General features: G+C 58.4%; 29 protein-coding genes and 4 tRNA genes. 19 read left to right on the top strand and 14 right to left on the bottom strand.

Annotation, left to right across the window (positions count from 1 at the left end):
- Nucleotides 1-269: 269 nt before the first annotated feature.
- Entirely contained in the window at nt 270-1,613 is a 1,344-nt protein-coding gene (gene gudD, locus HU755_RS18270) for a glucarate dehydratase (protein ID WP_186635157.1), read from the bottom strand.
- A 25-nt stretch (nt 1,614-1,638) separates the two neighbouring features.
- A complete protein-coding gene (locus HU755_RS18265; protein WP_186635153.1) occupies nt 1,639-2,985 on the bottom strand; it encodes an MFS transporter in 1,347 nt (448 codons plus the stop codon).
- A gap of 356 nt (nt 2,986-3,341) precedes the next feature.
- Here HU755_RS18265 and HU755_RS18260 point away from each other — a divergent pair, with 356 nt between their 5' ends.
- Both HU755_RS18260 and HU755_RS18255 read left to right on the top strand, forming a co-directional pair.
- Nucleotides 3,342-4,055, top strand: coding sequence for a FadR/GntR family transcriptional regulator (locus HU755_RS18260; protein WP_186635150.1), 714 nt, complete (start codon nt 3,342-3,344; stop codon nt 4,053-4,055).
- A 91-nt stretch (nt 4,056-4,146) separates the two neighbouring features.
- Complete coding sequence (locus HU755_RS18255) at nt 4,147-4,377, top strand: hypothetical protein (RefSeq protein ID WP_186635147.1); 231 nt, start codon at nt 4,147-4,149, stop codon at nt 4,375-4,377.
- A 222-nt stretch (nt 4,378-4,599) separates the two neighbouring features.
- Here HU755_RS18255 and yegQ read toward each other — a convergent pair whose 3' ends face one another.
- The gene (yegQ, locus tag HU755_RS18250) at nt 4,600-5,931 is read right to left on the bottom strand and encodes a tRNA 5-hydroxyuridine modification protein YegQ (RefSeq protein ID WP_186635144.1); all 1,332 of its coding nucleotides are present in this window, start codon (nt 5,929-5,931) and stop codon (nt 4,600-4,602) included.
- A gap of 153 nt (nt 5,932-6,084) precedes the next feature.
- Between yegQ and HU755_RS18245 the strand changes: the two genes are divergently transcribed.
- The gene (locus HU755_RS18245) at nt 6,085-7,146 is read left to right on the top strand and encodes an AI-2E family transporter (protein ID WP_186549773.1); all 1,062 of its coding nucleotides are present in this window, start codon (nt 6,085-6,087) and stop codon (nt 7,144-7,146) included.
- On the opposite strand, the gene HU755_RS18240 is transcribed toward HU755_RS18245, so the two are convergent.
- The 3 genes from HU755_RS18240 to HU755_RS18230 all read right to left on the bottom strand — a co-directional run bounded on the left by HU755_RS18240 (nt 7,143) and on the right by HU755_RS18230 (nt 8,235).
- Nucleotides 7,143-7,325 carry a hypothetical protein gene (locus HU755_RS18240; RefSeq protein ID WP_186635141.1) on the bottom strand — a complete coding sequence of 61 codons (183 nt, stop codon included), beginning with the start codon at nt 7,323-7,325 and terminating at the stop codon, nt 7,143-7,145. The two genes, HU755_RS18245 and HU755_RS18240, sit on opposite strands and share 4 nt — an antisense overlap.
- Nucleotides 7,326-7,430: 105 nt before the next feature.
- Nucleotides 7,431-7,625: a hypothetical protein gene (locus HU755_RS18235; protein ID WP_025108897.1), complete on the bottom strand. Its 195-nt coding sequence runs from the start codon at nt 7,623-7,625 to the stop codon at nt 7,431-7,433.
- Nucleotides 7,626-7,857: 232 nt separating this feature from the next.
- On the bottom strand, nt 7,858-8,235 hold the full coding sequence (locus HU755_RS18230) for a hypothetical protein (protein WP_186549777.1): 378 nt from the start codon (nt 8,233-8,235) through the stop codon (nt 7,858-7,860).
- 243 nt (nt 8,236-8,478) lie between these two features.
- Between HU755_RS18230 and HU755_RS18225 the strand changes: the two genes are divergently transcribed.
- Entirely contained in the window at nt 8,479-9,297 is an 819-nt protein-coding gene (locus HU755_RS18225) for a shikimate 5-dehydrogenase (protein WP_186635138.1), read from the top strand.
- A gap of 186 nt (nt 9,298-9,483) precedes the next feature.
- A complete protein-coding gene (locus tag HU755_RS18220; RefSeq protein ID WP_186635135.1) occupies nt 9,484-10,002 on the top strand; it encodes a cupin domain-containing protein in 519 nt (172 codons plus the stop codon).
- A 135-nt stretch (nt 10,003-10,137) separates the two neighbouring features.
- Here HU755_RS18220 and HU755_RS18215 read toward each other — a convergent pair whose 3' ends face one another.
- Nucleotides 10,138-10,782: a YceH family protein gene (locus tag HU755_RS18215; RefSeq protein WP_186549783.1), complete on the bottom strand. Its 645-nt coding sequence runs from the start codon at nt 10,780-10,782 to the stop codon at nt 10,138-10,140.
- A gap of 125 nt (nt 10,783-10,907) precedes the next feature.
- Here HU755_RS18215 and HU755_RS18210 point away from each other — a divergent pair, with 125 nt between their 5' ends.
- Nucleotides 10,908-11,417, top strand: coding sequence for a DUF1993 family protein (locus HU755_RS18210; protein ID WP_186635132.1), 510 nt, complete (start codon nt 10,908-10,910; stop codon nt 11,415-11,417).
- A gap of 162 nt (nt 11,418-11,579) precedes the next feature.
- Here HU755_RS18210 and sstT read toward each other — a convergent pair whose 3' ends face one another.
- Nucleotides 11,580-12,812 (bottom strand): serine/threonine transporter SstT, encoded by a 1,233-nt coding sequence (gene sstT / locus HU755_RS18205; protein ID WP_186635129.1) that lies wholly within the window; start codon nt 12,810-12,812, stop codon nt 11,580-11,582.
- A 305-nt stretch (nt 12,813-13,117) separates the two neighbouring features.
- On the opposite strand from sstT, the gene HU755_RS18200 reads away from it, so the two are divergent.
- Nucleotides 13,118-14,281 carry an MFS transporter gene (locus tag HU755_RS18200; RefSeq protein WP_186635126.1) on the top strand — a complete coding sequence of 388 codons (1,164 nt, stop codon included), beginning with the start codon at nt 13,118-13,120 and terminating at the stop codon, nt 14,279-14,281.
- On the opposite strand, the gene nhaR is transcribed toward HU755_RS18200, so the two are convergent.
- Nucleotides 14,276-15,175: a transcriptional activator NhaR gene (gene nhaR / locus HU755_RS18195; RefSeq protein ID WP_186549791.1), complete on the bottom strand. Its 900-nt coding sequence runs from the start codon at nt 15,173-15,175 to the stop codon at nt 14,276-14,278. The two genes, HU755_RS18200 and nhaR, sit on opposite strands and share 6 nt — an antisense overlap.
- Nucleotides 15,176-15,309: 134 nt before the next feature.
- Between nhaR and HU755_RS18190 the strand changes: the two genes are divergently transcribed.
- Together HU755_RS18190 and HU755_RS18185 are read left to right on the top strand one after the other, a co-directional pair.
- Entirely contained in the window at nt 15,310-15,552 is a 243-nt protein-coding gene (locus HU755_RS18190) for a hypothetical protein (RefSeq protein WP_186549793.1), read from the top strand.
- Nucleotides 15,553-15,581: 29 nt separating this feature from the next.
- A complete protein-coding gene (locus HU755_RS18185; protein ID WP_186635123.1) occupies nt 15,582-16,331 on the top strand; it encodes a TerC family protein in 750 nt (249 codons plus the stop codon).
- Between the two features lie 105 nt (nt 16,332-16,436).
- On the opposite strand, the gene HU755_RS18180 is transcribed toward HU755_RS18185, so the two are convergent.
- Nucleotides 16,437-16,592, bottom strand: a complete 156-nt coding sequence (locus tag HU755_RS18180; protein WP_186635160.1) for a hypothetical protein — start codon at nt 16,590-16,592, stop codon at nt 16,437-16,439.
- A gap of 245 nt (nt 16,593-16,837) precedes the next feature.
- Here HU755_RS18180 and HU755_RS18175 point away from each other — a divergent pair, with 245 nt between their 5' ends.
- The 3 genes from HU755_RS18175 to HU755_RS18165 all read left to right on the top strand — a co-directional run bounded on the left by HU755_RS18175 (nt 16,838) and on the right by HU755_RS18165 (nt 18,026).
- Entirely contained in the window at nt 16,838-17,509 is a 672-nt protein-coding gene (locus tag HU755_RS18175; protein WP_186635120.1) for a peptidase C39 family protein, read from the top strand.
- 91 nt (nt 17,510-17,600) lie between these two features.
- Nucleotides 17,601-17,807 carry a DUF6021 family protein gene (locus HU755_RS18170; RefSeq protein WP_186549819.1) on the top strand — a complete coding sequence of 69 codons (207 nt, stop codon included), beginning with the start codon at nt 17,601-17,603 and terminating at the stop codon, nt 17,805-17,807.
- Between the two features lie 12 nt (nt 17,808-17,819).
- A complete protein-coding gene (locus HU755_RS18165) occupies nt 17,820-18,026 on the top strand; it encodes a hypothetical protein (RefSeq protein ID WP_186549821.1) in 207 nt (68 codons plus the stop codon).
- A gap of 53 nt (nt 18,027-18,079) precedes the next feature.
- On the opposite strand, the gene pbpG is transcribed toward HU755_RS18165, so the two are convergent.
- The 4 genes from pbpG to folD form a co-directional block, all read right to left on the bottom strand.
- Nucleotides 18,080-19,018: a D-alanyl-D-alanine endopeptidase gene (gene pbpG, locus HU755_RS18160; RefSeq protein WP_186549823.1), complete on the bottom strand. Its 939-nt coding sequence runs from the start codon at nt 19,016-19,018 to the stop codon at nt 18,080-18,082.
- A gap of 300 nt (nt 19,019-19,318) precedes the next feature.
- On the bottom strand, nt 19,319-20,224 hold the full coding sequence (locus HU755_RS18155; RefSeq protein ID WP_186635118.1) for a hypothetical protein: 906 nt from the start codon (nt 20,222-20,224) through the stop codon (nt 19,319-19,321).
- Nucleotides 20,211-20,786 (bottom strand): hypothetical protein, encoded by a 576-nt coding sequence (locus HU755_RS18150; protein WP_186622082.1) that lies wholly within the window; start codon nt 20,784-20,786, stop codon nt 20,211-20,213. The genes HU755_RS18155 and HU755_RS18150 overlap by 14 nt, the downstream gene beginning before the upstream one ends.
- 252 nt (nt 20,787-21,038) lie before the next feature.
- Nucleotides 21,039-21,893 (bottom strand): bifunctional methylenetetrahydrofolate dehydrogenase/methenyltetrahydrofolate cyclohydrolase FolD, encoded by an 855-nt coding sequence (gene folD, locus HU755_RS18145; RefSeq protein ID WP_186622080.1) that lies wholly within the window; start codon nt 21,891-21,893, stop codon nt 21,039-21,041.
- A gap of 275 nt (nt 21,894-22,168) precedes the next feature.
- Between folD and HU755_RS18140 the strand changes: the two genes are divergently transcribed.
- From HU755_RS18140 to clpX, 7 genes are all read left to right on the top strand, one after another.
- Nucleotides 22,169-22,245, top strand: a tRNA-Arg gene (locus tag HU755_RS18140).
- Nucleotides 22,246-22,277: 32 nt separating this feature from the next.
- Nucleotides 22,278-22,353: transfer RNA gene (locus tag HU755_RS18135), tRNA-His, on the top strand.
- Nucleotides 22,354-22,410: 57 nt separating this feature from the next.
- Nucleotides 22,411-22,495, top strand: a tRNA-Leu gene (locus HU755_RS18130).
- A gap of 76 nt (nt 22,496-22,571) precedes the next feature.
- A tRNA-His gene (locus tag HU755_RS18125) sits at nt 22,572-22,647 on the top strand.
- A gap of 400 nt (nt 22,648-23,047) precedes the next feature.
- Nucleotides 23,048-24,358: a trigger factor gene (gene tig / locus HU755_RS18120; protein WP_186549829.1), complete on the top strand. Its 1,311-nt coding sequence runs from the start codon at nt 23,048-23,050 to the stop codon at nt 24,356-24,358.
- A gap of 92 nt (nt 24,359-24,450) precedes the next feature.
- Nucleotides 24,451-25,086, top strand: coding sequence for an ATP-dependent Clp endopeptidase proteolytic subunit ClpP (gene clpP, locus HU755_RS18115; RefSeq protein WP_007951559.1), 636 nt, complete (start codon nt 24,451-24,453; stop codon nt 25,084-25,086).
- A 113-nt stretch (nt 25,087-25,199) separates the two neighbouring features.
- Entirely contained in the window at nt 25,200-26,483 is a 1,284-nt protein-coding gene (gene clpX, locus HU755_RS18110; protein WP_016775335.1) for an ATP-dependent Clp protease ATP-binding subunit ClpX, read from the top strand.
- Nucleotides 26,484-26,544 lie beyond the last annotated feature (61 nt).

Below are 26,544 nucleotides of genomic sequence, written 5' to 3'. Positions count from 1 at the left end.
TTGTGTTCGGCCCAAAACCCTGTGGGAGCCGGGCTTGCCCGCGAAAGCGCACGATCAGTCGACACATTCGTTGACTGACTCACCGCTTTCGCGAGCAGGCTCGCTCCCACAATGACCGGGTCTGCCCACAACATTTGTGTTCGGCCCAAAACCCTGTGGGAGCCGGGCTTGCCCGCGAAAGCGCACGATCAGTCGACACATTCGTTGACTGGCTCACCGCCTTCGCCAGCAGGCTCGCTCCCATAGTTGCAATCAGTGCATCTGCAGATTCAGCGCACCAGACACGGCCGCTTGTTATCGAATTTCCAGCCCGGGATCAGGAACTGCATCGCCACGCTGTCATCCCGTGCGCCGAGGCCCATGCCTTTGTACAGTTCGTGGGCCTTGGCCACTTGATCCATGTCCAGTTCGACGCCCAGCCCAGGTTTCTTCGGCACTTGCACGCAGCCGTCGACTATTTGCAGCGGTGCCTTGGTCAGGCGCTGGCCGTCCTGCCAGATCCAGTGGGTGTCGATGGCGGTGATATCGCCCGGCGCAGCGGCGGCGACGTGGGTGAACATGGCCAGGGAAATATCGAAGTGGTTGTTGGAGTGCGAGCCCCAGGTCAGGCCCCATTCGTGGCACATCTGCGCCACGCGCACCGAACCCTGCATGGTCCAGAAGTGCGGGTCGGCCAGCGGGATGTCAACCGACTGCAACTGGATCGCGTGGCCCATTTCGCGCCAGTCCGTGGCGATCATGTTGGTGGCCGTTTTCAGGCCGGTGGCGCGACGGAATTCAGCCATGACTTCGCGCCCGGAATAACCGTTTTCCGCACCGCACGGGTCTTCCGCATAAGCGAGCACGTGATGCTGGTCGCGGCACAGACGGATTGCCTCTTTCAGTGACCAGGCGCCGTTCGGGTCGAGGGTAATCCGCGCCTCGGGAAAGCGCTCGGCCAGTGCCGTAACCGCTTCGATTTCGGCATCGCCGCTGAGCACGCCGCCCTTGAGTTTGAAATCCTTGAAGCCGTACTTCGCATGGGCCGCTTCGGCGAGGCGCACCACCGCTTCGGCTGTCATGGCTTTCTCATGACGAACACGGAACCAGTCGTTGTCGGCGTCCGGTTCGCTGCGATAGGCGAGGTCGGTCTCGCGCTGATCGCCAACGTAAAACAGATAGCCAAGCATCTTCACTTCATCGCGCTGCTGACCTTCACCGAGCAGCGCCGCCACCGGTACGTCGAGGTGTTGACCGAGCAGGTCGAGCAGGGCAGCTTCCAGACCGGTGACCGCGTGGATGGTGATGCGCAGGTCAAACGTCTGCAAGCCACGACCGCCGGCATCGCGCTCGGCGAAGGTCTGGCGCACTTGATTGAGAATCTTCTGGTAGGTGCCGATCGGGCTGCCGATGACCAGATTGCGCGCGTCTTCGAGGGTCTGGCGAATACGCTCGCCACCAGGCACTTCGCCGACGCCGGTGTGGCCGGCGTTGTCCTTGAGGATGACGATGTTGCGAGTGAAAAACGGCCCGTGGGCGCCGCTCAGGTTGAGCAGCATGCCATCGTGACCGGCCACCGGAATGACCTGCATATCAGTGATGATCGGAGCTTTGGCGGTGTCATGAACAGTCATTGTTGTTTTCCTTATCGAGACGTAGTCAGGCGTGTTTCGGCGCGGCGTCGGCCACAGCCTTTTCAGCAGCGGGTTTCGGCGTGGTGCGCGCGGCGAAGACGATGATCGCGGCGATGATCGAGGTCGCGGCCAGGCCGTAGAGGCCGCCCTGGATCGAGCCGGTGTGTTGTTCCAGCAGGCCGAACGTGGTCGGCGCGACGAAGCCGCCAAGGTTGCCGACCGAGTTGATCAGCGCGATGACCGCCGCGGCGATGCGCGCATCCAGATAGGCCTGAGGAATCGGCCAGAACAGCGACGAGGCGGATTTGAAGCCCAGCGCCGCAAAGCAGATCGCTACAAAGGCGAAGATTGGCCCGCCAGTGGTGGACATGAACATCCCCGCCGCCGCGATCAACAGCGCCGTGGCAACCCACGCCTGTTGGTGTTTCCACTTCGCCGACAGCGAGGCGAAGGCGTACATGCCGACAATCGACAGCAACCACGGAATCGAGTTGAACAGGCCGACCTGCACGTCGCTGAGCTCGCCCATTTTCTTGATGATGCTCGGCAGCCAGAACGTCGCGGCATAGATAGTCAGCTGGATAAAGAAGTAGATCAGGCAGAACAGAATAATCTGGCGATCCTTGAGCAGTTTGCCCATGGACGGCCGGATCGGCGTCGCGGCTTCGCGGGCCTTCTGCTCATCGTCGATGGCAGTCACCAGTGCGTCTTGCTCGGCGCGCGTCAGCCATTTCGCATCGTGGGGTTTGGCATCGAGCCAGAACCAGACGAACACGCACAGGCACACCGAGAACATTCCTTCGATGAAGTACATCCACTGCCAGCCGTGCATGCCCAGCCCGTTGATTTGCAGGAGCAGGCCGGACAGCGGGCCGGAGATCAGTGACGCGATGGCCGAGCCGCTGAGGAAGATCGCAATCGCCTTGCCGCGCTCGACGCCCGGCAGCCAGCGGGTGAAGTAATAGATCACTCCGGGGAAGAACCCGGCTTCGGCGACGCCGAGCAGGAACCGCAGGATGTAGAAATGGGTTTCGTTCTGGATGAACGCCATGCAGGCCGCGACCACGCCCCAGGTGAACATGATGCGGGTCAGCCAGATGCGTGCGCCGACTTTTTGCAGAAGCATGTTCGACGGTACTTCGAAGAGCGCGTAGCCGATGAAAAACAGGCCGGCGCCAAAGCCGTAGGCGGCGGCACCAATGCCCAGATCGGTTTCCATGTGAGTGCGGACGAAACCGATGTTCACCCGGTCAATGTAATTGACGATGAACATGATCACGAAGAGGGGCAGGACGTGGCGTTTGACTTTCGAGATGGCCGAGGCGAGCGTCGGGTCGACGCTTTCCTGAATCCCGGAAACGGAGGTTTTCACTTGGTTTTCTCCCACTGATTATTTTTATGCGGGTAGGGCTGGGTACTGCGTTGTTGATAGACATCATACAACTGAAATTTTTTGTCCTACAAGTGTTGGTTCGCGATTAAATTCATCTGAGCAGATCTTTGGTTATGCTTTTTTAACCAAGGTTGCCGTTTTTACGGGCTTTTAGGCAGATGGGACGAGCGGTGCCCAGGCGTGCGAACTGTCTTGCGGCGTAACGGCTTGTTGATTCGCTACTGTTATTTTTGAGTGTTGTCATACAAGTTGATGGCGTGGTTAGCGCTAAAATCGATCTCAATACTGATCAACGCAGTGCTACGATCCACAAGCCCTGTTCGCCGGAATCGACCATGCAAGAAGACCTCGACGCGCCCGCGCGCAAACGCACGCACAACCTCGCTCACGACCTGGTGGAAAAACTCACCCAGAGCATCCTGCTCGGACAGATGTCGCCCGGTGACAAGCTGCCTTCCGAGAATTCCATCGTTCAAGAACACGGCGTCAGCCGCACAGTGGTGCGCGAGGCGATTTCCAAGTTGCAGGCTTCGGGGCTGGTCGAGACGCGCCACGGCATCGGCACGTTTGTCATTGAACGCGCGCCTGAGCAGGGCTTGCGTTTGAATGTCGACACGGCGCTCGGTGTGCGCAGCATTCTTGAATTGCGCCTGGGCCTGGAGACGCAGGCGGCGGCACTGGCGGCGCAACGGCGCACAGAACAGCAATTGCTGCAAATGCGTCAGGCGCTGGATGACTATCAACGGCTGCTGGACAACAACGACAGTTGCGTGGAAGCCGATCGGCGTTTTCATCTATTGATTGCCGAGGCCACCGGTAACGTCTGCTTCAGCGAGATCATGCAGCACCTGGGCAGTGCGATGATCCCGCGCAATCGACTCAATGCCGCCGAGCGCGGGGCGGCGGATCTGAGCAAGCTCGGGCAACTGGCGAATCTGGAGCATGAGGCGATTCTCAATGCGATCAAGCGTCAGGATCCGGATGCCGCGCGCGCGGCGATGTGGCTGCACCTGACCAATAGCCGCGATCGGTTTATCGCCCAAGGGTGACGCCGCTGGTCTGATGCGTCGCACGCTGTCGATAGCCGCGTTTCCAACGAATATGGCCTGGGTGTTCCAGGTGTTTTTCGTGAGGTGCACGATGGCTGACGATTCGCTGTTTCCGGGCGGCATTGCGCCCACCGACCAGACCCGCCCGGTGTCCGGCATCGACGAGCCGACGCTGAGCGATCACGACGCGCCGCCGGGCATGGACCCGGGACGCGATCCATTGCGCGATGCCGACCGGCCGGATGACTGGAAAGATCCTGCGGCGGACGACGAGGTGCCGCCAGCGGATGAGCCGACACCGTTGTCGGATGATCGACGCTAACAGGCGATTCGCGCTATTGATGTCGCCTTGTAGGCCCTCATCGCGAGCAGGCTCACTCCTACAATGCGGGTACACCACAAAAACATTGTAGGAGTGAGCCTGCTCGCGATAGCTGAATACAATTCATCGAAAATCCTCAATCAGCCAGCGGCTGCTCGAACCGCTCCAGGCCCATGCCTCACATCCAACGCCAACCCACTCATCAACCGATGAGGCGGCTTTTCATCCCCCACGCAAATCGCGCATCAACAAGCCAAACCGCAAATCCACCGCATCCGGAATCGGCACATACACCGTATGCCCGTCCCCCGGCGCGACCTCGATTGCCTCGCCGGTGAGGCTCTGCAACTGGTGCAGATCAAAATGGAAATTGCCCTTGGGCGTCATCAATTCCAGATGATCGCCCAGGGCAAAACGGTTTTTCACTTTCACTTCGGCCAGGCGATCCCGGCGCTCACCGGTCAGTTCACCGACAAACTGCTGACGCTCCGAAACCGAGCTGCCGTGCTGATAGTTCTGGTATTCGTCGTGCACATGCCGACGCAGGAAACCTTCGGTGTAGCCGCGTTGGGCCAGCGATTCGAGGTCGGTCATCAAGCTGCGATCGAACGCGCGGCCGGCCACGGCGTCATCGATGGCGCGGCGATACACCTGAGTGGTGCGCGCGCAGTAGAAGTGCGATTTGGTCCGGCCTTCGATTTTCAATGAATGCACGCCCATGCGCGTCAGGCGTTCGACGTGCTGCACGGCGCGCAGGTCCTTGGCGTTCATGATGTAAGTGCCGTGTTCGTCTTCGAAGGCTGGCATTAAGTCGTCGGGACGGCTGGCTTCCTGCAACAGAAACACCTGATCGGTCGGTGCGCCGAGGCCCAGGGTCGGCTCGGGCTGGAAGGTCTGGACGATCTCGCCGAGTTGATTTTCCGTGGCCTCCTGCGCTGAATATTTCCAGCGGCAAGCGTTGGTGCAAGAGCCTTGGTTGGCATCGCGTTTGTTCATGTAGCCGGACAGCAGACAGCGCCCGGAATAGGCCATGCACAGCGCGCCATGGACGAACACTTCCAGCTCCATGCCCGGCACGTGCTCGCGGATCTCGCCGATTTCTTCCAGCGATAACTCCCGCGACAGAATGATCCGGCTCAACCCTTGCTGCTGCCAGAATTCGACGCTGGCCCAGTTCACCGTGTTGGCCTGCACCGAGAGATGGATCGGCATCTGCGGGAAGTGCCGGCGCACCAACATGATCAACCCCGGGTCGGACATGATCAGTGCGTCCGGGGCCATTTCGATCACCGGCGCCAGATCCTTGAGAAAAGTTTTCAGCTTGGCATTGTGCGGCGCGATGTTGACCACCACGTAGAAGCGTTTGCCCTGAGCCTGCGCCTCTCGAATGCCCAAGGCCAGATTGGCGTGGTCGAATTCGTTATTACGCACGCGCAGGCTGTAGCGCGGTTGCCCGGCATACACCGCATCGGCGCCGTAGGCGAAGGCATAGCGCATGTTTTTCAGGGTGCCGGCGGGGGCGAGCAGTTCGGGGGCGGCAAGGGTCGCAAGCATAGTGTCGGTCGCAAAAGCCGCGCAGGGTAGGGCAGGCGGGGCGATGATTCATTGATCTGGATCTATGCTCCATGAATAAAGATGGCACTCGCGCGAACCGCGGCTGACTAAGGGGTGCGGGCGTGCGTGACGCCTGACTGACATGGATCGGACATGAACGAAAAGAGCTTGCAATTCAAATCCCTGACTGTGCTGTTGGTGCTGGTCACCGTGGCCTTTATCTGGATTCTGCTGCCGTTCTACGGCGCGGTGTTCTGGGCGGTCATCCTCGGCATCCTGTTCGCGCCGATACAGCGCAAGTTACAGCTGAAATTCGGCTGGCAACGCAACCTGACATCGCTGTGCACGCTGAGTCTGTGTCTGGTGATCGCGATTCTGCCGGTGATCATCGTCAGCATCTTGCTCGTGCAAGAGGGGGCGACGGTCTACAAGAATATCGAAAGCGGTCAGTTGGACATCGCCGCGTATCTGGCGCAGTTCAAGCAGAGCCTGCCGCCGTATTTCCAGAACCTGCTTGATCGTTTCGGCATGGGCGAACTCGACAGCCTGCGCGAGAAAATCGTCAAGACTGCAATGCAGGGCAGTCAGGTGTTGGCCACGCAGGCGTTCAGTTTCGGCCAGGGCACGTTCGAGTTCGTGGTGAGCTTTTTCATCATGCTGTATCTGCTGTTTTTCTTTCTGCGTGACGGCCCCGAGCTGGCGCGAAAGATGCGCACCGCCGTGCCGCTGGAGGAAAACCACAAGCGCCGTCTGCAATTGAAGTTCAACCGGGTAGTGCGTGCGACGGTCAAGGGCAATGTGCTGGTGGCCGTGACGCAAGGTGCGCTGGGTGGGGCGATTTTCTGGTTTCTCGACATCCCCAGCGCGTTGCTGTGGGCGGTCTTGATGGCTTTTCTGTCGCTGTTGCCAGCGGTGGGCGCGGGGATTGTCTGGGCGCCGGTGGCGGTTTACTTCCTGCTCAGCGGGATGATCTGGCAGGGCGTGGTGCTGGCGGGGTTCGGCGTTTTTGTGATCGGCTTGGTGGACAACGTGTTGCGCCCGATTCTGGTGGGCAAGGACACGAAAATGCCGGACTACCTGATTCTGGTTTCGACCCTCGGCGGCCTGGCGGTATTTGGTCTTAACGGCTTTGTGATCGGGCCGTTGATTGCCGCGTTATTTCTGTCGAGCTGGGCGCTGTTCGTCGAAACCAAACCCAAGGTGCAACTGCCTTAGGCCCGGAACGCACCGGCGCCGAGCTGTTGCGACAGCGCCTGGGCAGCGGGCAGCGAAGTGAGCGGGCCGCTGATCGGCTCGCCGTCGCGCACCAGATACCAGCAGGCAAGCAGCCCTGACGCCCTGAGCGCAGCGGGAACGGCACTGCCGATAACCGACATGATTTGAACCTGAGCCATGACACGTAACCTCCATCCATCTGATGGGGCTACCTTAGGGACTCGCCGGCCCGACGGACAATCAACGCTTTCGATAGTGGTCATTGATGCCAGTGAGGTCTGGCGTCAGTCGACCACCTGATCGAGCATGTGCACGACTTCGCGCTCGTTGAGCAGTCCTTTGTGCACCAGGTTCTCGGCCAGCAACGAAAGAAACTTGGCGCAGCGATGGCCTTCCAGGTGCTTGAGCTCGGTGAGTGCGCTGTACACCTTGCTTGAGGTGCACAAACCGACAATGCGGTGCGGGTTCTGTGTGGGCATACCGTCGTCCTTGTTGTTATCAACCTGTTGTTTACGGACGGATTCAGATTGCGGTTCCGTCATGACAAAGAGGTGACCGCTTGATGAAAAAAGTCAGAGCGGTCAAAACCATCATGACGACTTTAGCCGCTGAAACTGTCCTCACAGCGACCTTGGCGAGATTTTTTCAGACCTTCGCCGACCAACGGTCATAAAAAAGCCCCGCTGAAAAAGCAGGGCTTGGCTCGCTGGATTACCAGCGCGGGCCGCCGTAATAACCATGTGGCCCACCGTAGTAGCCGTGTGGCCTGCCGTAATAGCCGCGTGGTGGGCCGTAATAGACAGGGGCCGGCTGCACGTAGACCGGTTGCTGCACATACACCGGCGCCGGCTGGTAATAGACCGGTGGCGGCTGCTGAACATAGACCGGTTGCGGCTGCACATAAACCGGTTGTTGCTGCACGTACACCGGCCGATCCTGATTGATCAGTGCCGAGCCGATGATGGCCGAGCCGACGATCGCGCCAAACACTGCCGGGCCCTGCCAGCCATGGCCACCACCCGCTTCAGCCTGGCCGGTGACCGCGAGTGCGCCAATCAACAAAGCCATGATGGGAAGTTTACGAATCATGATAAGTCCTCGGTTCTTCGACCCGGCGCCGCGGCCTGAACCAGGCCCACAGTTGTCGCGGGGATACAGCTAAGACAGCAAAATTGGCAAAATCAGCACGGCTGCCGGGTAAATTTTGTGTAAGGTCTGTACCGGCTTCTTTACCGCGCCGCGCCGCGCCTTTGACAAGCCTTAATGATGATTCAGAACCCGATGGGCTGGCCAATCCCGTCCATCCGAAAGTGCGTTTGAAGGAGAAGTTTCATGCAGATGAACCCGAACAAAGACACCCGGTTGTGCATGTCCCTGTCCGGACGTCCTGGCAATTTCGGTCTGCGTTTTCACAACCATTTGTATGAGCAGTTGGGCCTGAATTTCTATTACAAGGCGTTTGCCAGTCAGGATCTGGACGGTGCGGTCCGCGGCATCCGGGCGTTGGGCATTCGCGGCTGCGGCGTGTCGATGCCGTTCAAGGAAGCCTGCATTGCGCTGGTGGATGAGCTGGATGCGTCGGCAGCGGCGATCCAGTCGATCAACACCATCGTCAACAGCAACGGTCATCTGAAGGCCTATAACACCGATTACATCGCTGTCGCCCAATTGCTGGTAAGCCACGCGGTGCCCAAGGATTCGACGTTCGCCCTGCGCGGCAGCGGCGGTATGGCCAAAGCCGTGGCCAGTGCCTTGCGTGATGGCGGCTATAAAAACGGTTTGATTGTCGCCCGCAACGAGCGGGCCGGGCATGCTTTGGCAGATTCGCTGGGCTATCGCTGGCAGGCCGAACTGGGGGATGAGCGCCCGCAGATGCTGATCAACGTCACGCCGGTGGGCATGGACGGCGGGCCGGAGGCGGGGCAACTGGCGTTTGCGCCTGAAGCGATTGAAGCCGCTGACACGGTTTTCGACGTGGTCGCGATTCCTTCGGAAACGCCATTGATCGTTCGCGCCCGGGCCGAGGGCAAGCGAGTGATTACCGGGCTGGAAGTCATTGCGATCCAGGCACTGGAGCAATTCGTACTGTACACCGGGGTGCGGCCGAACGAGGCGCAGTTTGCGGCGGCGGTGGATTTCGCCCGTAGCTGATTGAGTTTTGTATTGGCTGGGCGGACCTCATCGCGAGCAGGCTCACTCCTACAATTGGAATGCGTTCAATCTGTAGGAGTGAGCCTGCTCGCGATGGCTGCGCCACGAACCCAGGTCAGCCCCTGCCTATACTGCCTCTTCAGCAAACAGACCTGCCCACCACAAAAACCATAACCGAGGCCGCCCATGCATCCGCACATCCTCAACCTCAACGAGGTCGAACTCCAACCCCTGCCCGAAGCCCTCGCCCCCGAAGGCGAAACCGCTGGACGCTATCAACAGCGATTTGCCCGTATCGGCCAGCAACTGGGGGCGCAGAAGCTCGGTTATCGCCTCTACGCGCTGCCTCCGGGCATGCGTGGCAGCCCGTTTCACAGCCATCGGGTCAATGAGGAAATGTTCTACGTGGTGGCCGGCGAGGGCGAGGTGCGGCTGGGTGCCGAACGTTTTCCGATTCGCGCGGGCGATGTGATTGCCTGCCCACCGGGCGGACCGGAAAAGGCTCATCAGATCATCAATACCAGCGCCGCTGAATTGCGTTATCTGGCGGTGAGCACTCAGCAACAGCCGGAAATCTGTGAATATCCGGATTCGAATAAATATGTGGTGATGGATAACTTCACAATCGATAGCGAGGGTAATGCCTCAGGCTTTGTCGCCGTGGCGCGGCAGGCGGATGGCGTGGATTATTGGGATGGGGAATAGAACATACACATCTTGAAGTTGACGTTGTCCCTGTGGGAGCGGGCTTGCTCGCGAAAGCGGTGTATCAGTCACAGCAACTTTGGATGACACACCGCTTTCGCGAGCAAGCCCGCTCCCACAATGGATCTGTGGGGATTATTCGAGGCGCGCCAGGCGTTCTTCCAGTGCCGCGATCCGCGCTTCCAGCTCTTCAATGCGCTCGACCGAAACGCCACCGCCCGAACGCTCACCGGCATTCTGCCGCGCCGCCAATATCACCTCGATATCAGCCGGGTCCCCCAGCGCATGGGTATAGCGATCCTCGCGCTGCCCGGCCTGACGCGGAATCAGCACCGCCAGTCCGCGCGCAATCAAGCGTTCAAGCTGATGCACGACCTGCTCGGCGTCTTCGAAGTCGTGCATGCGCCCGCTGCGGGTGAGCAGTTCATTGACAGTCTGCGGACCGCGCAAAAACATCAATCCGGTGAGAATCACCTGTGCCGGCACCAGTTCCAGCGCCTTGTCGACCTTGTGTTCCCAGCGGTCGGCTCGACTGCCCATGACCAGCCGGGTGAAACCGCGACCTTCGAGCGCGCGCAGGCTCTGGCCGACCTGGCCCTGATTGAGGTTCATCACCGGTTCGCGGCTGGTTTTCTGATTGCAGGCCAGCACCAGCGCGTTGAGGGTCAGCGGGTAGGTTTCCGGGCTGGTGGCCTGTTTCTCGATCAGGGCACCCAGAATGCGGATTTCCGTGGCGTTGAGCCGTGATTGTTCGGAGATGGATTCTTGTTCGGTGGTCATCGCGCGTTCCCTCTGCAGTCGAAGCCGCCTAGCCTAATCCTTGCCAAACAAAAGGCAAGCCGTGTGGTCATCAAGCATGGCTATAATCGCCACCACGTATTACCCAGCCATCACACGAGACTGTCATGACCATTTCCCTGTATGCCGCATCCGTCCCGGTTTTCCAACAAATGCTCAACGCCCTGAGCGATGTGCTGAAAAAGGCTGAAGCCCACGCCACCGAGAAAAACATCGACGCGAACGCGTTCCTGCAAGCGCGCCTGTACCCGGACATGTTCCCGCTGGTGCGCCAGGTGCAGATCGCCGTGGACTTCGCCAAAGGCGTGTCGGCGCGTCTGGCCGAAGTTGAACTGCCGAAGTATGACGACAGCGAAACCACCTTCGCCGAGCTGCAAGCGCTGATCGCCAAGGTTCTGGCCTTTATCGGCGAGATCAAGCCTGAGCAGATCAATGGCAAGGAAGGCATCGAAATCGTCACCCGTCCAGGCACGCCGAAAGAGAAGCGCTTCAGCGGTCAGTCGTATCTGCTGACCTATGGTCTGCCGCAGTTCTTCTTCCACGTGACGACGACTTATGCGCTGCTGCGTCATAACGGTGTTGAAGTGGGCAAGCGCGATTACATGGGCGCGTTCTAAAACGCCCTGATACGAAAAAGCCCGCCAAGGTTTGCGCCTTGGCGGGCTTTTGTTTTTTCTGTGGGAGCGAGCCTGCTCGCGAATGCGGTGTGTCAGGCGACATTTAATGTTGACTGACCCGCCCCCTTCGCGAGCAAGCTCGCTCCCACAGAGTATTCGGGTTTATGCGGTGCGTCGGGCCTTCTCTTCCTCGCCCAGGCACGCGGCTGCGGTAAACAGCACGTCCGTCGAGGAATTCAGCGCCGTCTCCGCCGAATCCTGCAGCACGCCAATGATGAAACCGACCGCCACGACCTGCATGGCAATCTCGCTCGGGATGCCAAACAGGCTGCACGCCAGCGGAATCAACAGCAGCGAACCGCCGGCCACACCCGACGCACCACAGGCGCAGATGGCCGCGACGACGCTGAGCAGGATCGCGGTGGGAATGTCCACGGCAATGCCCAGGGTGTGCACCGCCGCCAGCGTCAGCACGGTGATGGTGATGGCTGCACCGGCCATGTTGATGGTCGCACCCAGCGGGATCGATACCGAGTAAGTGTCTTCATGCAGGCCCAGGCGCTTGCTCAGTTCCAGATTGACCGGAATGTTTGCCGCCGAGCTGCGGGTGAAAAACGCGGTGATGCCGCTTTCGCGCAGGCACATCAAGGTCAACGGGTACGGGTTGCGACGCAGCTTCCAGAATACGATCAGCGGGTTCATCACCAGCGCCACGAACAGCATGCAGCCGAGCAGCACCGCCAGCAGGTGCGCGTAACCCAGCAGCGCGCCGAAACCGGAGGTGGCGAGTGTCGAAGCGACCAGACCGAAAATACCCAGCGGGGCAAAGCGAATCACCACGCGTACGATGACGGTCACACCGTTGGATAGATCGCCCAGCACCTCGCGGGTAGTGTCGCCGGCATGACGGATGGCGATGCCCATGCCGATCGCCCAGGCCAGAATGCCGATGAAGTTGGCGTTCATCAGCGCGCTGACCGGATTGTCCACCACGCTCAGCAGCAGGCTTTGCAACACTTCACCGATACCCCCGGGGGCGGTGACCGTCACGTTCTCGGTCGACAACACCAGGCTCGATGGAAAGCTCATGCTGGCGATGACGGCCACCACCGCTGCGGCAAAAGTGCCGAGCAGATAGAGGAACAGAATCGGCCGGATATGGGTTTCCTGACCGTGCTTGTGGTTGGCAATCGAAGCCATCACCAACACGAACACCAGAATCGGTGCCACGGCTTTCAGTGCGGAGACGAAGACCTTGCCGATGAACGCGGTGGACTTCGCCGCTTCTGGTGCGAGCAGAGCCAAGGCGATACCGGCGATCAGGCCGATGACGATCTGGCTGACCAGACTCAGGTTTTTCAGACGTTGCAGGAGAGAAGGGGATGAAGCGGTCATAGCGGCATCTCTGTTTTTATAGGTTGCGAAGCGTCGTGGGCAGTCACGAATCGCCTGTCGAAGTGACAACAACGCCGCCAAACGGCACGTTGAACAGCTGTACGATTTTCAGGGCGCGGACTTTATCACAGCGTGCGCGTTAACCTTCAGACCTGTGACGATCTGCCACCGGATCAGCCTTGCACATCGACAGGTTTGTGCAAGTCAGTCCCAACACACTCTGTTAAGATTGCGCATCCTTATTTTCCATTCCGCCAGCGGGCCTCCGGGTCAACGCTGGTGTTGTCGTTTTGCTGGAGTTGCGCATGCTGTTGCCCATTCTTCTGTTGTCTGCCGCCGGGTTCACGGTGCTGACCACGGAATTCATCATCGTCGGCCTGTTGCCGGCGATCGCCCGAGACCTTGCCGTCACCATCCCCCAGGCCGGGTTACTGGTGACGTTGTTCGCTTTTACGGTCGCGCTGTTCGGGCCATTCCTGACCGCGTATTTCGCTCGTTTCGAACGGCGTAAATTATTCATCGCCATCCTGATCATGTTTGGTCTGGCCAATACCGTCGCGGCATTGGCGCCGAATATCTGGGTGATGGCCGTTGCCCGCCTGATCCCGGCGCTGGGGTTGCCGGTGTTCTGGGCGCTGGCGAGCGAGACGGCGGTGGACATCGTTGGCCCTGATTTCGCCGGTCGCGCCATCGCCAAGATTGGCTTCGGTATCGTCTGCGCCACGGTGTTCGGCATTCCGGTCGGCACGTTGATTTCCGATGCGTTCGGCTGGCGCAGTGCATTCGGCATCCTCGCGCTGATTGCGTTTGCCAAAGCCTTGCTGCTGTTTGTTTATCTGCCGAAAACCAGCCTGCACCAACATCAGGTCAGCTTCGCGTCGCAGTTCAAGATCCTGCGCAGCCCATTGATGATCGGGCATATCGTGCTGTCGATTCTGGTGTTCAGCGGCATGTTTACGGCCTATACCTATCTGGCCGACATCCTTGAACGTCTGGCCGGTTTCAACGGCACCGTGGTCGGCTGGTGCCTGATGGGGTTTGGTGCGGTGGGGCTGATCGGTAACTCGCTCGGCGGTCGCGCGGTGGACCGGCATCCGTTGGGCGCCTCGGTGCTGTTCTGCGCGTTCATGATTGCCGGCATGGTCTCGCTGGTGCCGAACATTCATTCGCCGCTGGGGCTGGCGGTGGCGATGGGCATCTGGGGGGTGACCCAGGCGGCGCTATTCCTGGTCAGCCATGTGCGCCTGATGAAAGCCGCACCCGAAGCGCCGGCTTTTGCCGCCTCGTTGAATATCGCCGGGGCGAATCTCGGAATCGGCCTGGGCGCCATGGTCGGTGGCCGCGTTATCGATAGCGCGGGCCTGGGCTTTCTCGGGTTCGCCGCCGCCGGCTTCATTTTACTGTCGGTGTTTCTGGCCATGGTGCTGATGACACTCAAGCCGCGCGAGATCTGCGCCGGGGCGTCATAACGCGGTAAACAATTCACGTCGGGCACCTTCGGTAATCGCAACGATGCCGGGGTGCTTGACTTTGCGCTCCACCGAAATGGCATAGAACGACTCGGTCACAGCGTCCGTCTGGCCGATCAACTGCACGCCGTACTGACGCTTAACCTCATCGGCGATCACGCTCGGGCCGATGAAAATTCCGCTGCCGGACTGGCCGAACGCCTGCATCAAGGCACTGTCATCGAATTCGCCGACAATCTGCGGCTGGATCTGCTGTTCGGCAAACCAGCGCTGCAAGCGGCTGCGTACCACGGTTTCCGGGCCGGGAATCAACAGCGGTGCACCGTGCAGGCTGCGCGGAAAATCATGGCCGTAGCGCTCGGCCAATTCAGCGGTGGCGAAGAAGCTGATGCCGCATTCCCCCAGCTTCTGGCTGTAGCCCTTGATGTCCAGGTGCGACGGCATCGGGCTGTCGGAGATCACCAGGTCCAGGCGCTGGATGGCCAGATCCGCGAGCAAGCGTTCGAGTTTGTCCTCGCGGCAGGTGATGCGCAGCGGCTCCTTGAGCTCCATGGTCGGGGCGATCAGGCGATACACGATGGATTTGGGCACGACGTCGGCGACACCCACGCGAAACAGTATCTGTTGTTCATTCGGTCGTGCGCGCAGCATCAACTCCAGTTCGCCGCCGAGCTGGAACATCTGCTCGGCGTAGGGCAGGGCCTGACGGCCGGCTTCGGTCAATTCCAATTGCCGGCCGACCCGGCGAAACAGTTCGATACCATACGTCTGTTCCAGCAGGGAAATCTGCCCGCTGATGGTTTGCGGGGTCAGGTTAAGCTGCTCGCAGGCCCTTACGATGCTGCCGGTCTTGGCCACGACCCAAAAATAATGCAGTTGTCGATAATTCAGCATGGCGCCCCCACAGTTCGTTAAAGCCGAAGTATAGACGCTAAAAATACGAATTTTCCTGAAGTGTTCACCTCCCTAGAATGCCCACCCATCGACGGCCGGTCTGTGCGCCTGTCTGTACATTGCAAGGAAATCTAATGAAATACACATTCCCCGCGCTGTTATTTGCGTCTTTACTGGTTCTGGCCGGTTGCGACCAGGCTGAAAAAAGTGCCCAGCAGTTGATGGGCGCGGCGGCCGAAAGCGCCAAACAGGCGATCGACGACACCCATAAAGCCGCCGAGCAAGCGCTCAGCGATGCCACCGGTGGGTTGATCCAGAAAAAAGAAACAACGGAAAAAGACTCGGAAGAATCCGAATCTTCCTCCGAGACTATCTAAACCGTCTTACAAAGACTCAGGACTGACCCATGGAATATCTGTTAGAACTCGCCGCCAGCCCGACCGCCTGGATCGCGTTGGCCACACTGGTGGTGATGGAAATCGTGCTGGGCATCGATAACCTGATCTTTATCTCGATCCTGACCAACAAGCTGCCCAAGCAGTATCAGCAGAAAGCTCGCCGCATCGGTATCGGTATGGCGTTGATTCTGCGACTGGCACTGTTGAGCACCATCGCATTCATCGTGCAGTTGACGGAGCCGGTGTTCGAGATTCTCGGTCAGGCGTTCTCCTGGAAGGACATGATCCTGATCGCTGGTGGCCTGTTCCTGGTCTGGAAAGCCACGACTGAGATTCACCACAGCATGGACCCGGCGCCGGAAGATCCGAAAACCGCGACGTCCACGGTAACCCTGGGCTTTGCAGCGGCTATCGGTCAGATCCTGATGCTCGACATGGTGTTCTCGATCGACAGTATCATCACCGCCGTGGGCATGACCGAGCACTTGCCGATCATGATCATCGCAGTGGTGGCCTCGGTGCTGGTGATGCTGTTCGCCGCTGAACCGCTGGCCAAGTTCATCAACGACAACCCGACCGTGGTGATGCTGGCGCTGGGCTTCCTGATCATGATCGGCATGACGCTGATTGCCGAAGGCTTCGGCGCCCACGTACCGAAAGGTTATGTGTACGCAGCCATGGCGTTCTCGGCCGGCATCGAAGTGTTGAATATGCTGTCCCGCCGGGCCAAGCAGAAGAAAATCACTCAGCAGGCGTAATCGCTGAGAAACACAAAAACCGCCTGAGCTTTTTGAGTCAGGCGGTTTTTTTTGGGGAATATGAATGGGTGGTGGATTGCGCAGCCCACGACGTGGCTTTAACCGTCAGTGAGCCGTTGCATGCTCTGCGTGTTGCTTGCGCGGTTTTTCGGCCGGAGTCGTCGGAGTCGGAGGGTGGTGGCGCCGCGAAATCCGCAGTACGCCCCACAACATGGCAGTCGCCACGGCCAGCCAGCCGGCTATCAACATTACGATGGTCATGGTCAGGCTCATTTGTGCCTCCTCTTCGCCCTGCGGCGGGCGCCCGCTTTTCGCAAATCGCTCTCTTCCAGTGACAGTCTAGTCAAAGGCGTGTTTCAGGCTATTGACCAAAGGTCGGCAGCGACCAATCAGTTCGCTCTATCTCACCGATAAGTCTGCGGTTTAAGGCTATACCGCAGGCGAGTGCGGCTCTATGATCGCTGGCGTTGCCGGAACACGATGACCGGCGTCTGAAGAGAATGACGATGGTGCAGGTATTTTCTCGAGCGCGTGGAGCGCTGTTGGTCGCCGCTTGCGTGGCGGCGCTGGCAGGGTGCGCAGGCAGCGTAGCGCCTGAAGTCAAACGCCTGCCGGAGCGGGTTGAGCTCAGCGGCACGTTTTACCGTGGCGAGGCCAACCAGAGTGGCCCGCAAGTACTGGCCAGCCTGCTATCGCAGCAGGGCATCGTGATCACTCCGGGCCTGCTGGAAAAACCGCTGCGCTTGCCGGGTGCCGAAGACAAGCTGCAGCAAAACATGCAGAACCTCGCACGCGAATACGGTCTGGTGGTGTATCCGCTGGATGACAAGCTGCCTGCCTTGCTGGCCCAGGTTGCCGCGGGCTATCCGGTCATGGTGCGTTTCAGTGAAGGTTCGGCGTTCTGGGCCGAGCCGCGTTACGCGATCCTGTCCGGCTACGACCGCAATAAACAGAAAGTGCTGCTGCGCGCCGGCATGAGCCGTCGCCAATTGATGGATTTCAGTGCCTTCGAAGCGGCGTTCGAAAAATCCGGCGGCTGGGCCGTTTTGCTGCAGAAACCCTCGCAGATCCCGGCGTCCGTCGACCGTTCCCGTTGGTTGAAAGCCGCTGACGAGCTGGCGCAGGCCGGTGAGGAAAACGCAGCGGCACAGGCGCGAAAGGCCTTGGCGGCGCAGTAAGCCTCCGTTCGTCATCTGCCGGGCACGACTGCGCCCGACCAGCCTCTGAACAATAGCGCCCGTGTTTTTGCGGGCGAATCAAGGAGGCAACATGGCAGATTCCCACACCCCGAAAGGCCCGCACTCGTCCGAGCATTCTTCCGGCGATGACCTGGGCTTCGATCCGGACTCGCCGGACCTCGATGATCCGCAAGTCGACCCGGTCGGTCCGGCGAAAGCGCCGCGGGACGTCGAGCCTGGCGAGGATCCGAAGAAACCGGCCAGGCCCTACGACCCGTTAGCCGATCTGAAACCTTGATGTGAGGTGCGTATGAGTACCGATTCAAGCTTCGATGACCAGAAACCTGACAGCGTACCGACCACGCCGGAGCCGGAGGTTGATCCGGTGCTGGACCCGGACAGCCCCCTGCGCGATCCGCTGGCCCGCCCCAACGTGCTGACGCCGGATGTTTCGCCAGAGCCGGGCTTGGGAGACGGTATCCCGGATGACGACAAGATGCCGCTGCCCAACGACTGACGGCGCAGATGAAAAAAGCCCCGAAGATTCGGGGCTTTTCACGTTCGCTGTGTTTATTTTGCGGCTTCGACCACACCGCTCTGACGACTCTTGAGGTTCTTGTCGGCTTTGTATTGCTGCGCCACCGCAGGAACGTTAGCGCTGCGCCCGGTTTCGACCCAGCTGCGGATACGGCTGGCATCGGCAAAATGCGTGTATTTGCCAAAGGCGTCGAGAATCACCAGGGCAACCGGACGGTTGCCCATCTTCGTCACCAGCACCAGGCAATGGCCGGCCGGGTTGGTGAAACCGGTCTTGGTGATCTTGATGTCCCAGTCGGCTTTATTGACCAGGTGATCGGTATTGCGAAAACCCAGCGTGTAATTGGGCTTGCGGAAGGACACAGTCTTTTCCTTGGTGGTGGTCAGTTCGACGAGGAGCGGGTGCTTGTGCGCGGCCACCAGCAACTTGCTCAGGTCGCGGGCGGTGGACACGTTGCGCTCCGACAGGCCGGTCGGCTCCACGAAGTGGGTGCTGGTCATGCCCAGCGCCTTGGCCTTGGCGTTCATCGCCGCAATAAAGGCCGCATAGCCGCCCGGGTAATGATGCGCGAGACTCGCGGCGGCACGGTTTTCCGAGGACATCAAGGCGATCAGCAGCATCTCGCGGCGCGGCAGTTCACTCTTGAGCTTGACCCGGGAGAACACACCTTTCATTTCCGGGGTGTTCCTGATGTCGACATTGATCCATTCGTCCATGTTCTGCCGGGCTTCAACCACCACCAGGCCAGTCATCAGCTTGCTCACCGAGGCGATCGGCACGATCACGTCAGGGTTGCTGGAATAAATGACTTTATTGGTCTGCATATCCATGAGCAGGGCGCTGCCGGAAGCGATCTTCAATGTCGAAGCGTCACGGGGGGCAGCGGTGGTTTCCGCAGCGTTGATCGTTGGCGTGATGAAAGTGCCTGTAAACGCAAAAAACAGGCTCAGAATCGAAAGACGAATTTTCACGCGGGCGAACTCATTAGGTTGGATATTCCGTTAGTTTGTAACGGGTTATTTCTTCAAAGCGTCGCATTCTAGGAGTATGGCTGAAGATCTGTCGATGGTTGTTTGAATGGCCTGAAAATCTCGTGAAAAGGCCTTGAACATGAAGGGTTTCCGGCGAACGGTTAGTGTTTTTTCTCAGGCATGAAAAAACCCGCACCTGGCGGGTTTTTCTACGGCTGGAACGCCCGCTTAGACGTGCAGGGTTTCTGCCGCATACAGCGTGTTTTTCAACAGGCAGGCGCGGGTCATCGGGCCGAAAATCTAGCTCCAAGGAAGTGCTTTGAGCGTATATCTGGGATTGCTCGAACCTATCCTCCTTGCAGTTACGTGGATGCTCACTTCAGTGTAAAGGTGGTCGTTGATGACATTCGGGCCGCCAATTTCCGCTGAAACTCTCCCATGCAATACCTCGCCTCCCGTTGTCTTGAACTCGAAAATCCGTTTATCAGGCAAGACACCTACAAAGGACCCTGTGAAAGTCTCCTGTTCTTCTTTGATGTTGTCTCGGCTGAGCCGCGCTTTGCTGCGGCGCACCTGTTCAACATCAGAAAACTGAAACCGACGGGTACTGGTTGCCACACCGCAGGAGGCGTTATTTTCGGATAGCTCGCTAAGAAAATCAGATACGGCGGCAATTGCTCTATCGGCCAAGCGGGAAACTGGCTCGGATAGTTCCTCGTCACTTTTTGTTGTCGTCGCTTCCAGCAACTCTGCAAGAATTTCGATTGCTTGCGATACCGGCGTGGTGCCCTCTATATCAAGCTGCTTGTCCGCCGGTATTTCCTCAAGCTCGAATCCAAAGGAGCCGCGAGCTGGCCCGGTTATTAAAAGCTGATTGGCTAACCGGTTCGGGATAGGACCCTTATCTGCCAATGAGCCTGACAGCGATGCTGCGATTGCTGTTATCGCGACGCTGAATGCTTGAGTAGCGGAAGCACCAAACTCAGCAAGTACGCCATGGGTGCCCCATACAGGTGCGCCGCGGTATGTCAACCGGACCTTGGCGGGGCGATAGGCATGTTTGCCATTGTCTTCCAGGAATGCCCGCGCCTTCTCTATCCTTGCCTGTACCGACATCAGGGTGAGCTTGCTAATGCCGGGAGCGGCAGCTTGTTTTTCAAGGAAGTCCAGCTCTGCAGCTTTATAGGCATATTCAGATCTGTCCATCTTCTAGCTCCTGCCGACGTGTTGCGAGCAAGGTCTTTGCAGCTTCATCCTGTACAGGCGAAAGATCAACTCGCAAAAAACCCTTCCATTGTCCGGTGCGCCTGTGGGACCACATGCTGTACCAATAAGTCGTCATGGCTACCAACGATTCGGCTGGATCAGTCAACGATTGAATGTAGAAGTCGATCTTGAACGCTTTCTTAAGATTAGCTCGGTCGCCACCAAGAAGGTTGACCTCATCATTCCCGAGCGCATCAAAAAAAACGTTGCCGGCATCAGTGAAGGTAACAACATCAATATCTCGTGGAGCCCGATTTTCAAGCATTTCGATGTCTTCGGTAAAGCTTCCATCCAGCCATTGAAATCCGCTGTCCATACCCATTCGGTGAAGCTCTGCGCGGTGAGCGAGATAGCCTGCGAAAATATCACACCGGTCTGGACTGGTCGCGAACCTGTCGACCACCTGCTCAAGGCTCACGTGATACGGAGCCCGGTCAGACCCAATTGGGTCATTGTTATTGATGGGAGGTAAAACTCCCTCAGCATTCCATTCTGGGATCAAGCCAGCCTCCTTGCATTCCGTCATCGACAGCCAGGCCTGGAAATACGCTCAAGCCTAAAGGCGGGGCGTTGGCGCTGACACGTCAACATACGCGCTATGGGCAGACTCTCAAATGGTGGAGTTGCTACAACACGTTAAATCACAGGTAGGCTGCTTTTTACATTTGCATCGGGAAATGAAGAGGCTCAGGTTTCCCAGTCGAAACAAAAAACCCCGCACGAGGCGGGGTTTCGGTGTTGCGGAAAAAGCCAATCAGACGTGCAGGGTTTCTGCTGCATACAGCGTGTTTTCCAGCAGGCAGGCGCGGGTCATCGGGCCGACGCCGCCAGGCACTGGCGTGATCCAGCCGGCGCGGGGCAGGGCGGTTTCGTAAACGACGTCACCGACCAGCTTGCCGTCGTCCTGACGGTTGATGCCGACGTCGATCACGATTGCACCTTCCTTGATCCACTCACCCTTGACCAGGCCCGGCTTGCCGGCAGCCACCACCACCAGATCGGCGCGACCGACATGGCCGGCCAGATCCTTGGTGAAACGGTGAGTGACCGTCACGGTGCAACCGGCCAGCAGCAGTTCCATCGCCATCGGGCGACCGACGATATTGGACGCGCCAACGACCACCGCATCCATCCCGTAGAGATCGGCTCCGGTGCTTTCCAGCAGCGTCATGATGCCTTTGGGTGTGCACGGGCGCAGCAGCGGAATGCGTTGGGCCAGGCGACCGACGTTATAAGGGTGAAAGCCGTCGACGTCTTTGTCCGGGCGAATGCGCTCCAGCAGTCTGGAGGCATCCAGGTGCTCGGGCAGGGGCAATTGCAGCAGGATGCCGTCGATGGCCGGGTCGTCGTTGAGACGATCGATCAGATCGGTCAATGCGTCTTGCGTGGTTTCGCTGGGCAGGTCGTAGGCTTGAGAGAGGAAGCCGACCTCTTCACAGTCTTTACGCTTGTGCGAGACATAAACCTGAGAGGCAGGATCGCTGCCGACCAGGATCACCGCGAGGCCGGGAGTGCGCAGGCCTTGCTGGCGACGCTCGGCAACTCGTAGGGCGATCTGCTGGCGCAGGCTGGCGGCGATCGATTTGCCGTCGATTAGTTGTGCAGTCATTGCGCGTGATTAACCATCGAGAGGGGAAAAAAAGAGAACGCATTCTCGCATGTCGAGCGGTGAGGGCAAAGGCGCTTGGTCAGCAAATTCCCCTAACTCCTTTAATTAAATGAATTTTTTTCAAAAAGGATTTGACGGCCTTGGGAGCGCTCTATACTATTCGTCGCACTTGTCGGGCACAGCCTAGCACTGGTTAAGAAGGTGAGGCGGAACAACAGTTCTGTGACACTGGAAAGCACTTAGTTTGTAGTCCTTTAAGAGTACAGATTAACAAGGCGCCCGTAGCTCAGCTGGATAGAGCATCCGCCTTCTAAGCGGATGGTCGCAGGTTCGAGTCCTGCCGGGTGCGCCATTAGGCAGCTTTGGCACAAGTAACGCGATATGGTGGGCGTAGCTCAGTTGGTAGAGCACGGGATTGTGACTCCCGTTGTCGTGGGTTCGATCCCCATCGTCCACCCCATATTTCGAAAGGCGCCAGATTTAACGGTCTGGCGCCTTTGCTTTAAAAGCTTCATCTGCGGATGTGGTGGAATTGGTAGACACACTGGATTTAGGTTCCAGCGCCGCGAGGCGTAAGAGTTCGAGTCTCTTCATCCGCACCAATTAAAGCTTCATTCAGATCTTCGGGCTGGTGAGGTTCAACAAAGAAGTTGTTTGGCTTTTTTGTTACGCAATATGGTGGGCGTAGCTCAGTTGGTAGAGCACGGGATTGTGACTCCCGTTGTCGTGGGTTCGATCCCCATCGTCCACCCCATATTTCGAAAGGCGCCAGATTTAACAGTCTGGCGCCTTTTTTGTTTTTGCGGTTCTGAAGCCCGGCATCGCGGTTTTGGGGCGCAGGGGCAGGGCGCTTCGTCGTATTTAAGTTGTTCGATGATGTTGCACTGCTCGCCGTTCTTGCTCGCAAGGTCGGCCGTCAGGGAGTGATTGGCAGTCTCTTCTATATATAGAAGCGGTTGGCACAGAGCCCTGGCGCGAAGGGTTGTATTCGCCTGTGGGGCGCGCTGCGTTTGTGTGGCGGCCCCGCTAAATTGCCTGCTGTTTTTTTACCCGTTTTCAGTAGGGTGACTTCTTGAGTTTGACCCACTAGAATGCATGCCCTTGATTCTTGGGTCGGAAACGGCCGGCTAACGTCTGTGCAACGAGGAATATCCATGCAAGTTTCTGTTGAAAATACTACTGCTCTCGAGCGCCGCATGAGCGTCACCGTGCCGGCTGAGCGCATCGAGACTCAGGTCAACAAGCGTCTGCAGCAGACTGCCCAAAAGGCCAAGATTGCTGGCTTCCGTCCAGGCAAAGTGCCAATGAGCGAAATCAAGCGCCGTTTCGGTGCTGATGCGCGCCAGGAAGCAGTAGGCGACGTCATCCAGTCTTCCTTCTACGAAGCTGTGGTCGAGCAGAAGCTGAACCCTGCCGGTTCGCCTTCGATCGAGCCAAAGTCGCTCGAAGCGGGCAAGGATCTGGAATACGTAGCCGTGTTCGAAGTCTTCCCGGAGTTCACCGTTGCCGGCTTCGAAGGCATCACTGTCGAGCGCCTGAGCGCTGACGTGACTGACGCTGACCTGGACAAGATGCTCGACATCCTGCGCAAGCAGAACACCCGTTTCGAAGTGGCCGATCGCGCTGCCCAGAACGAAGACCAGTTGAACATCGATTTCGTTGGCAAGGTTGACGGCGAAGTGTTCGCTGGCGGTTCCGCCAAGGGCACTCAGCTGGTGCTGGGTTCCGGTCGCATGATCCCGGGCTTCGAAGAAGGCCTGGTGGGCGCTAAAGCCGGCGAAGAGCGCGTGCTGAACCTGACTTTCCCTGAGGACTATCAGAACCTCGACCTGGCGGGCAAGACTGCCGAGTTCACCGTGACCGTCAACACCGTGTCCGAGCCTAAGCTGCCAGAGCTGAACGAAGAGTTCTTCGCTCAATTTGGCATCAAGGAAAGCGGTATCGACGGCTTCCGCACCGAAGTTCGCAAGAACATGGAGCGTGAACTGCGTCAGGCGATCAAGTCCAAGGTCAAGAACCAGGTGATGGATGGTCTGCTGGCCACCAACCCGATCGAAGTACCGAAGGCTCTGCTGTCCAACGAAGTTGACCGTCTGCGCGTGCAGGCTGTTCAGCAGTTTGGTGGCAACATCAAGCCTGACCAACTGCCGGCCGAGCTGTTCGAAGAGCAAGCCAAGCGTCGCGTAGTGCTGGGCCTGATCGTTGCTGAAGTGGTCAAGCAATTCGACCTCAAGCCTGACGACGCTCGCGTTCGCGAAATGATTCAGGAAATGGCTTCGGCCTACCAGGAGCCTGAGCAGGTCGTGTCGTGGTACTACAAAAACGAGCAGCAACTGAACGAAGTGCGTTCGGTTGTGCTGGAAGAACAAGTTGTGGATACTGTTCTGCAGAAAGCTAGTGTGACCGACAAATCGGTCTCCTACGAAGAAGCAGTCAAGCCGGTAGAAGCTCCAACAGCCGACTGATTGATTTTGCGTTAGAAGTGCACACCATAAGCCAGCTCTCGAGCTGGCTTATGCGTATTCAAGACATAACTATTTGGGAGCGACTGCAGAGCATGTTCCGTAATTCTTATATTCAGCAGAACTCTGATATCCAGGCCGCAGGCGGTCTGGTCCCGATGGTTGTCGAGCAGTCCGCTCGTGGCGAACGCGCCTACGACATCTACTCGCGCCTGCTCAAGGAGCGAGTGATCTTTCTGGTGGGTCCGGTAGAGGACTACATGGCCAACCTGATCTGTGCGCAACTGCTGTTCCTTGAAGCGGAAAACCCGGACAAGGACATCCATCTGTACATCAACTCACCGGGTGGTTCGGTGACAGCGGGCATGTCGATCTACGACACCATGCAGTTCATCAAGCCCAACGTCTCGACGACCTGTATCGGTCAGGCGTGCAGCATGGGCGCATTCCTGCTGACCGCCGGTGCACCGGGCAAGCGTTTCTGCCTGCCAAACTCGCGCGTGATGATTCACCAGCCACTGGGCGGTTTCCAGGGCCAGGCTTCGGATATCGAAATCCATGCCAAGGAAATCCTCTTCATCCGCGAGCGACTGAACACGCTGATGGCCAAGCACAGCGGCCGTACTCTGGAAGAAATCGAGCGCGATACCAATCGCGACAACTTCATGAGTGCAGAAGCTGCGAAGGAATACGGCCTGATCGACGAAGTGATCAACCAGCGTCCAGCTTAAAAATAAGCGGCACAAAACAGGCCTGATCGGCGCGTCCGATCAGCAGCGGGCTTGAAAAAGCCCGCAATAGCCTTCATCTTGTGTTGCAAGCCTATCGGATTTGGATCGAACGAATGACTGACACCCGCAACGGCGAGGACAACGGCAAGCTGCTCTATTGCTCCTTCTGTGGCAAAAGCCAGCATGAAGTGCGCAAATTGATTGCCGGCCCCTCGGTCTTTATCTGCGACGAGTGCGTCGACCTGTGCAATGACATCATCCGCGAGGAGGTGCAGGAAGCCCAGGCCGAAAGCAGCGCGCATAAATTGCCTTCGCCTAAAGAAATCAGCGGCATCCTTGACCAGTACGTCATTGGTCAGGAACGTGCCAAAAAGGTTTTGGCCGTAGCGGTGTATAACCACTACAAGCGCCTCAACCAGCGTGACAAGAAGGCTGACGACGTCGAACTCGGCAAGAGCAACATCCTGCTGATCGGCCCGACAGGCTCTGGTAAAACCCTGCTGGCGGAAACGCTGGCGCGCTTGCTGAACGTTCCGTTCACCATCGCTGACGCTACCACCCTCACCGAGGCGGGTTACGTGGGCGAAGATGTCGAGAACATCATTCAGAAGCTGCTGCAAAAGTGCGATTACGACGTAGAGAAAGCCCAGATGGGTATTGTCTATATCGACGAAATCGACAAGATTTCCCGCAAGTCCGACAACCCGTCGATTACCCGCGATGTGTCCGGTGAAGGCGTGCAGCAGGCCTTGCTGAAGTTGATCGAAGGCACGGTTGCCTCGGTACCGCCGCAAGGTGGCCGCAAGCATCCGCAGCAGGAATTCCTGCAGGTCGACACCCGTAACATCCTGTTCATCTGCGGTGGTGCGTTCTCCGGTCTGGAAAAGGTTATTCAAAACCGTTCCACCAAGGGCGGCATCGGTTTCAACGCAGAAGTGCGCAGCAAGGAAGAGGGCAAGAAAGTCGGTGAGTCCCTGCGTGAAGTCGAGCCTGACGATCTGGTCAAGTTCGGTCTGATCCCGGAATTCGTCGGTCGTCTGCCGGTTCTTGCGACGCTGGACGAGCTGGATGAGGCTGCGTTGATGCAGATTCTCACCGAGCCGAAAAACGCTTTGACCAAGCAATACGCCAAGCTGTTCGAGATGGAAGGCGTGGATCTGGAATTCCGTTCCGACGCGCTGAAATCGGTCGCCAAACGTGCCCTGGAGCGTAAAACCGGTGCCCGTGGCCTGCGTTCGATTCTCGAAGGTGTACTGCTCGACACGATGTACGAAATCCCCTCGCAGTCCGAGGTGAGCAAGGTCGTGATCGACGAAAGCGTCATCGAAGGCAAGTCCAAGCCACTGTATATTTACGAAAACAGTGAGCCGACGGCCAAGGCAGCACCGGACGCGTAAGTGTCCACTGTGCTGCAACAGGAAGGGGCCTTCGGGCCTCTTTTTTTTTATGTCATTTTTT

The sequence above is a fragment of the Pseudomonas sp. SWRI111 genome, assembly GCF_014268555.1.
Classification (GTDB): domain Bacteria; phylum Pseudomonadota; class Gammaproteobacteria; order Pseudomonadales; family Pseudomonadaceae; genus Aquipseudomonas; species Aquipseudomonas hamedanensis.
This window is presented reverse-complemented; position numbering and strand designations above follow the sequence as displayed.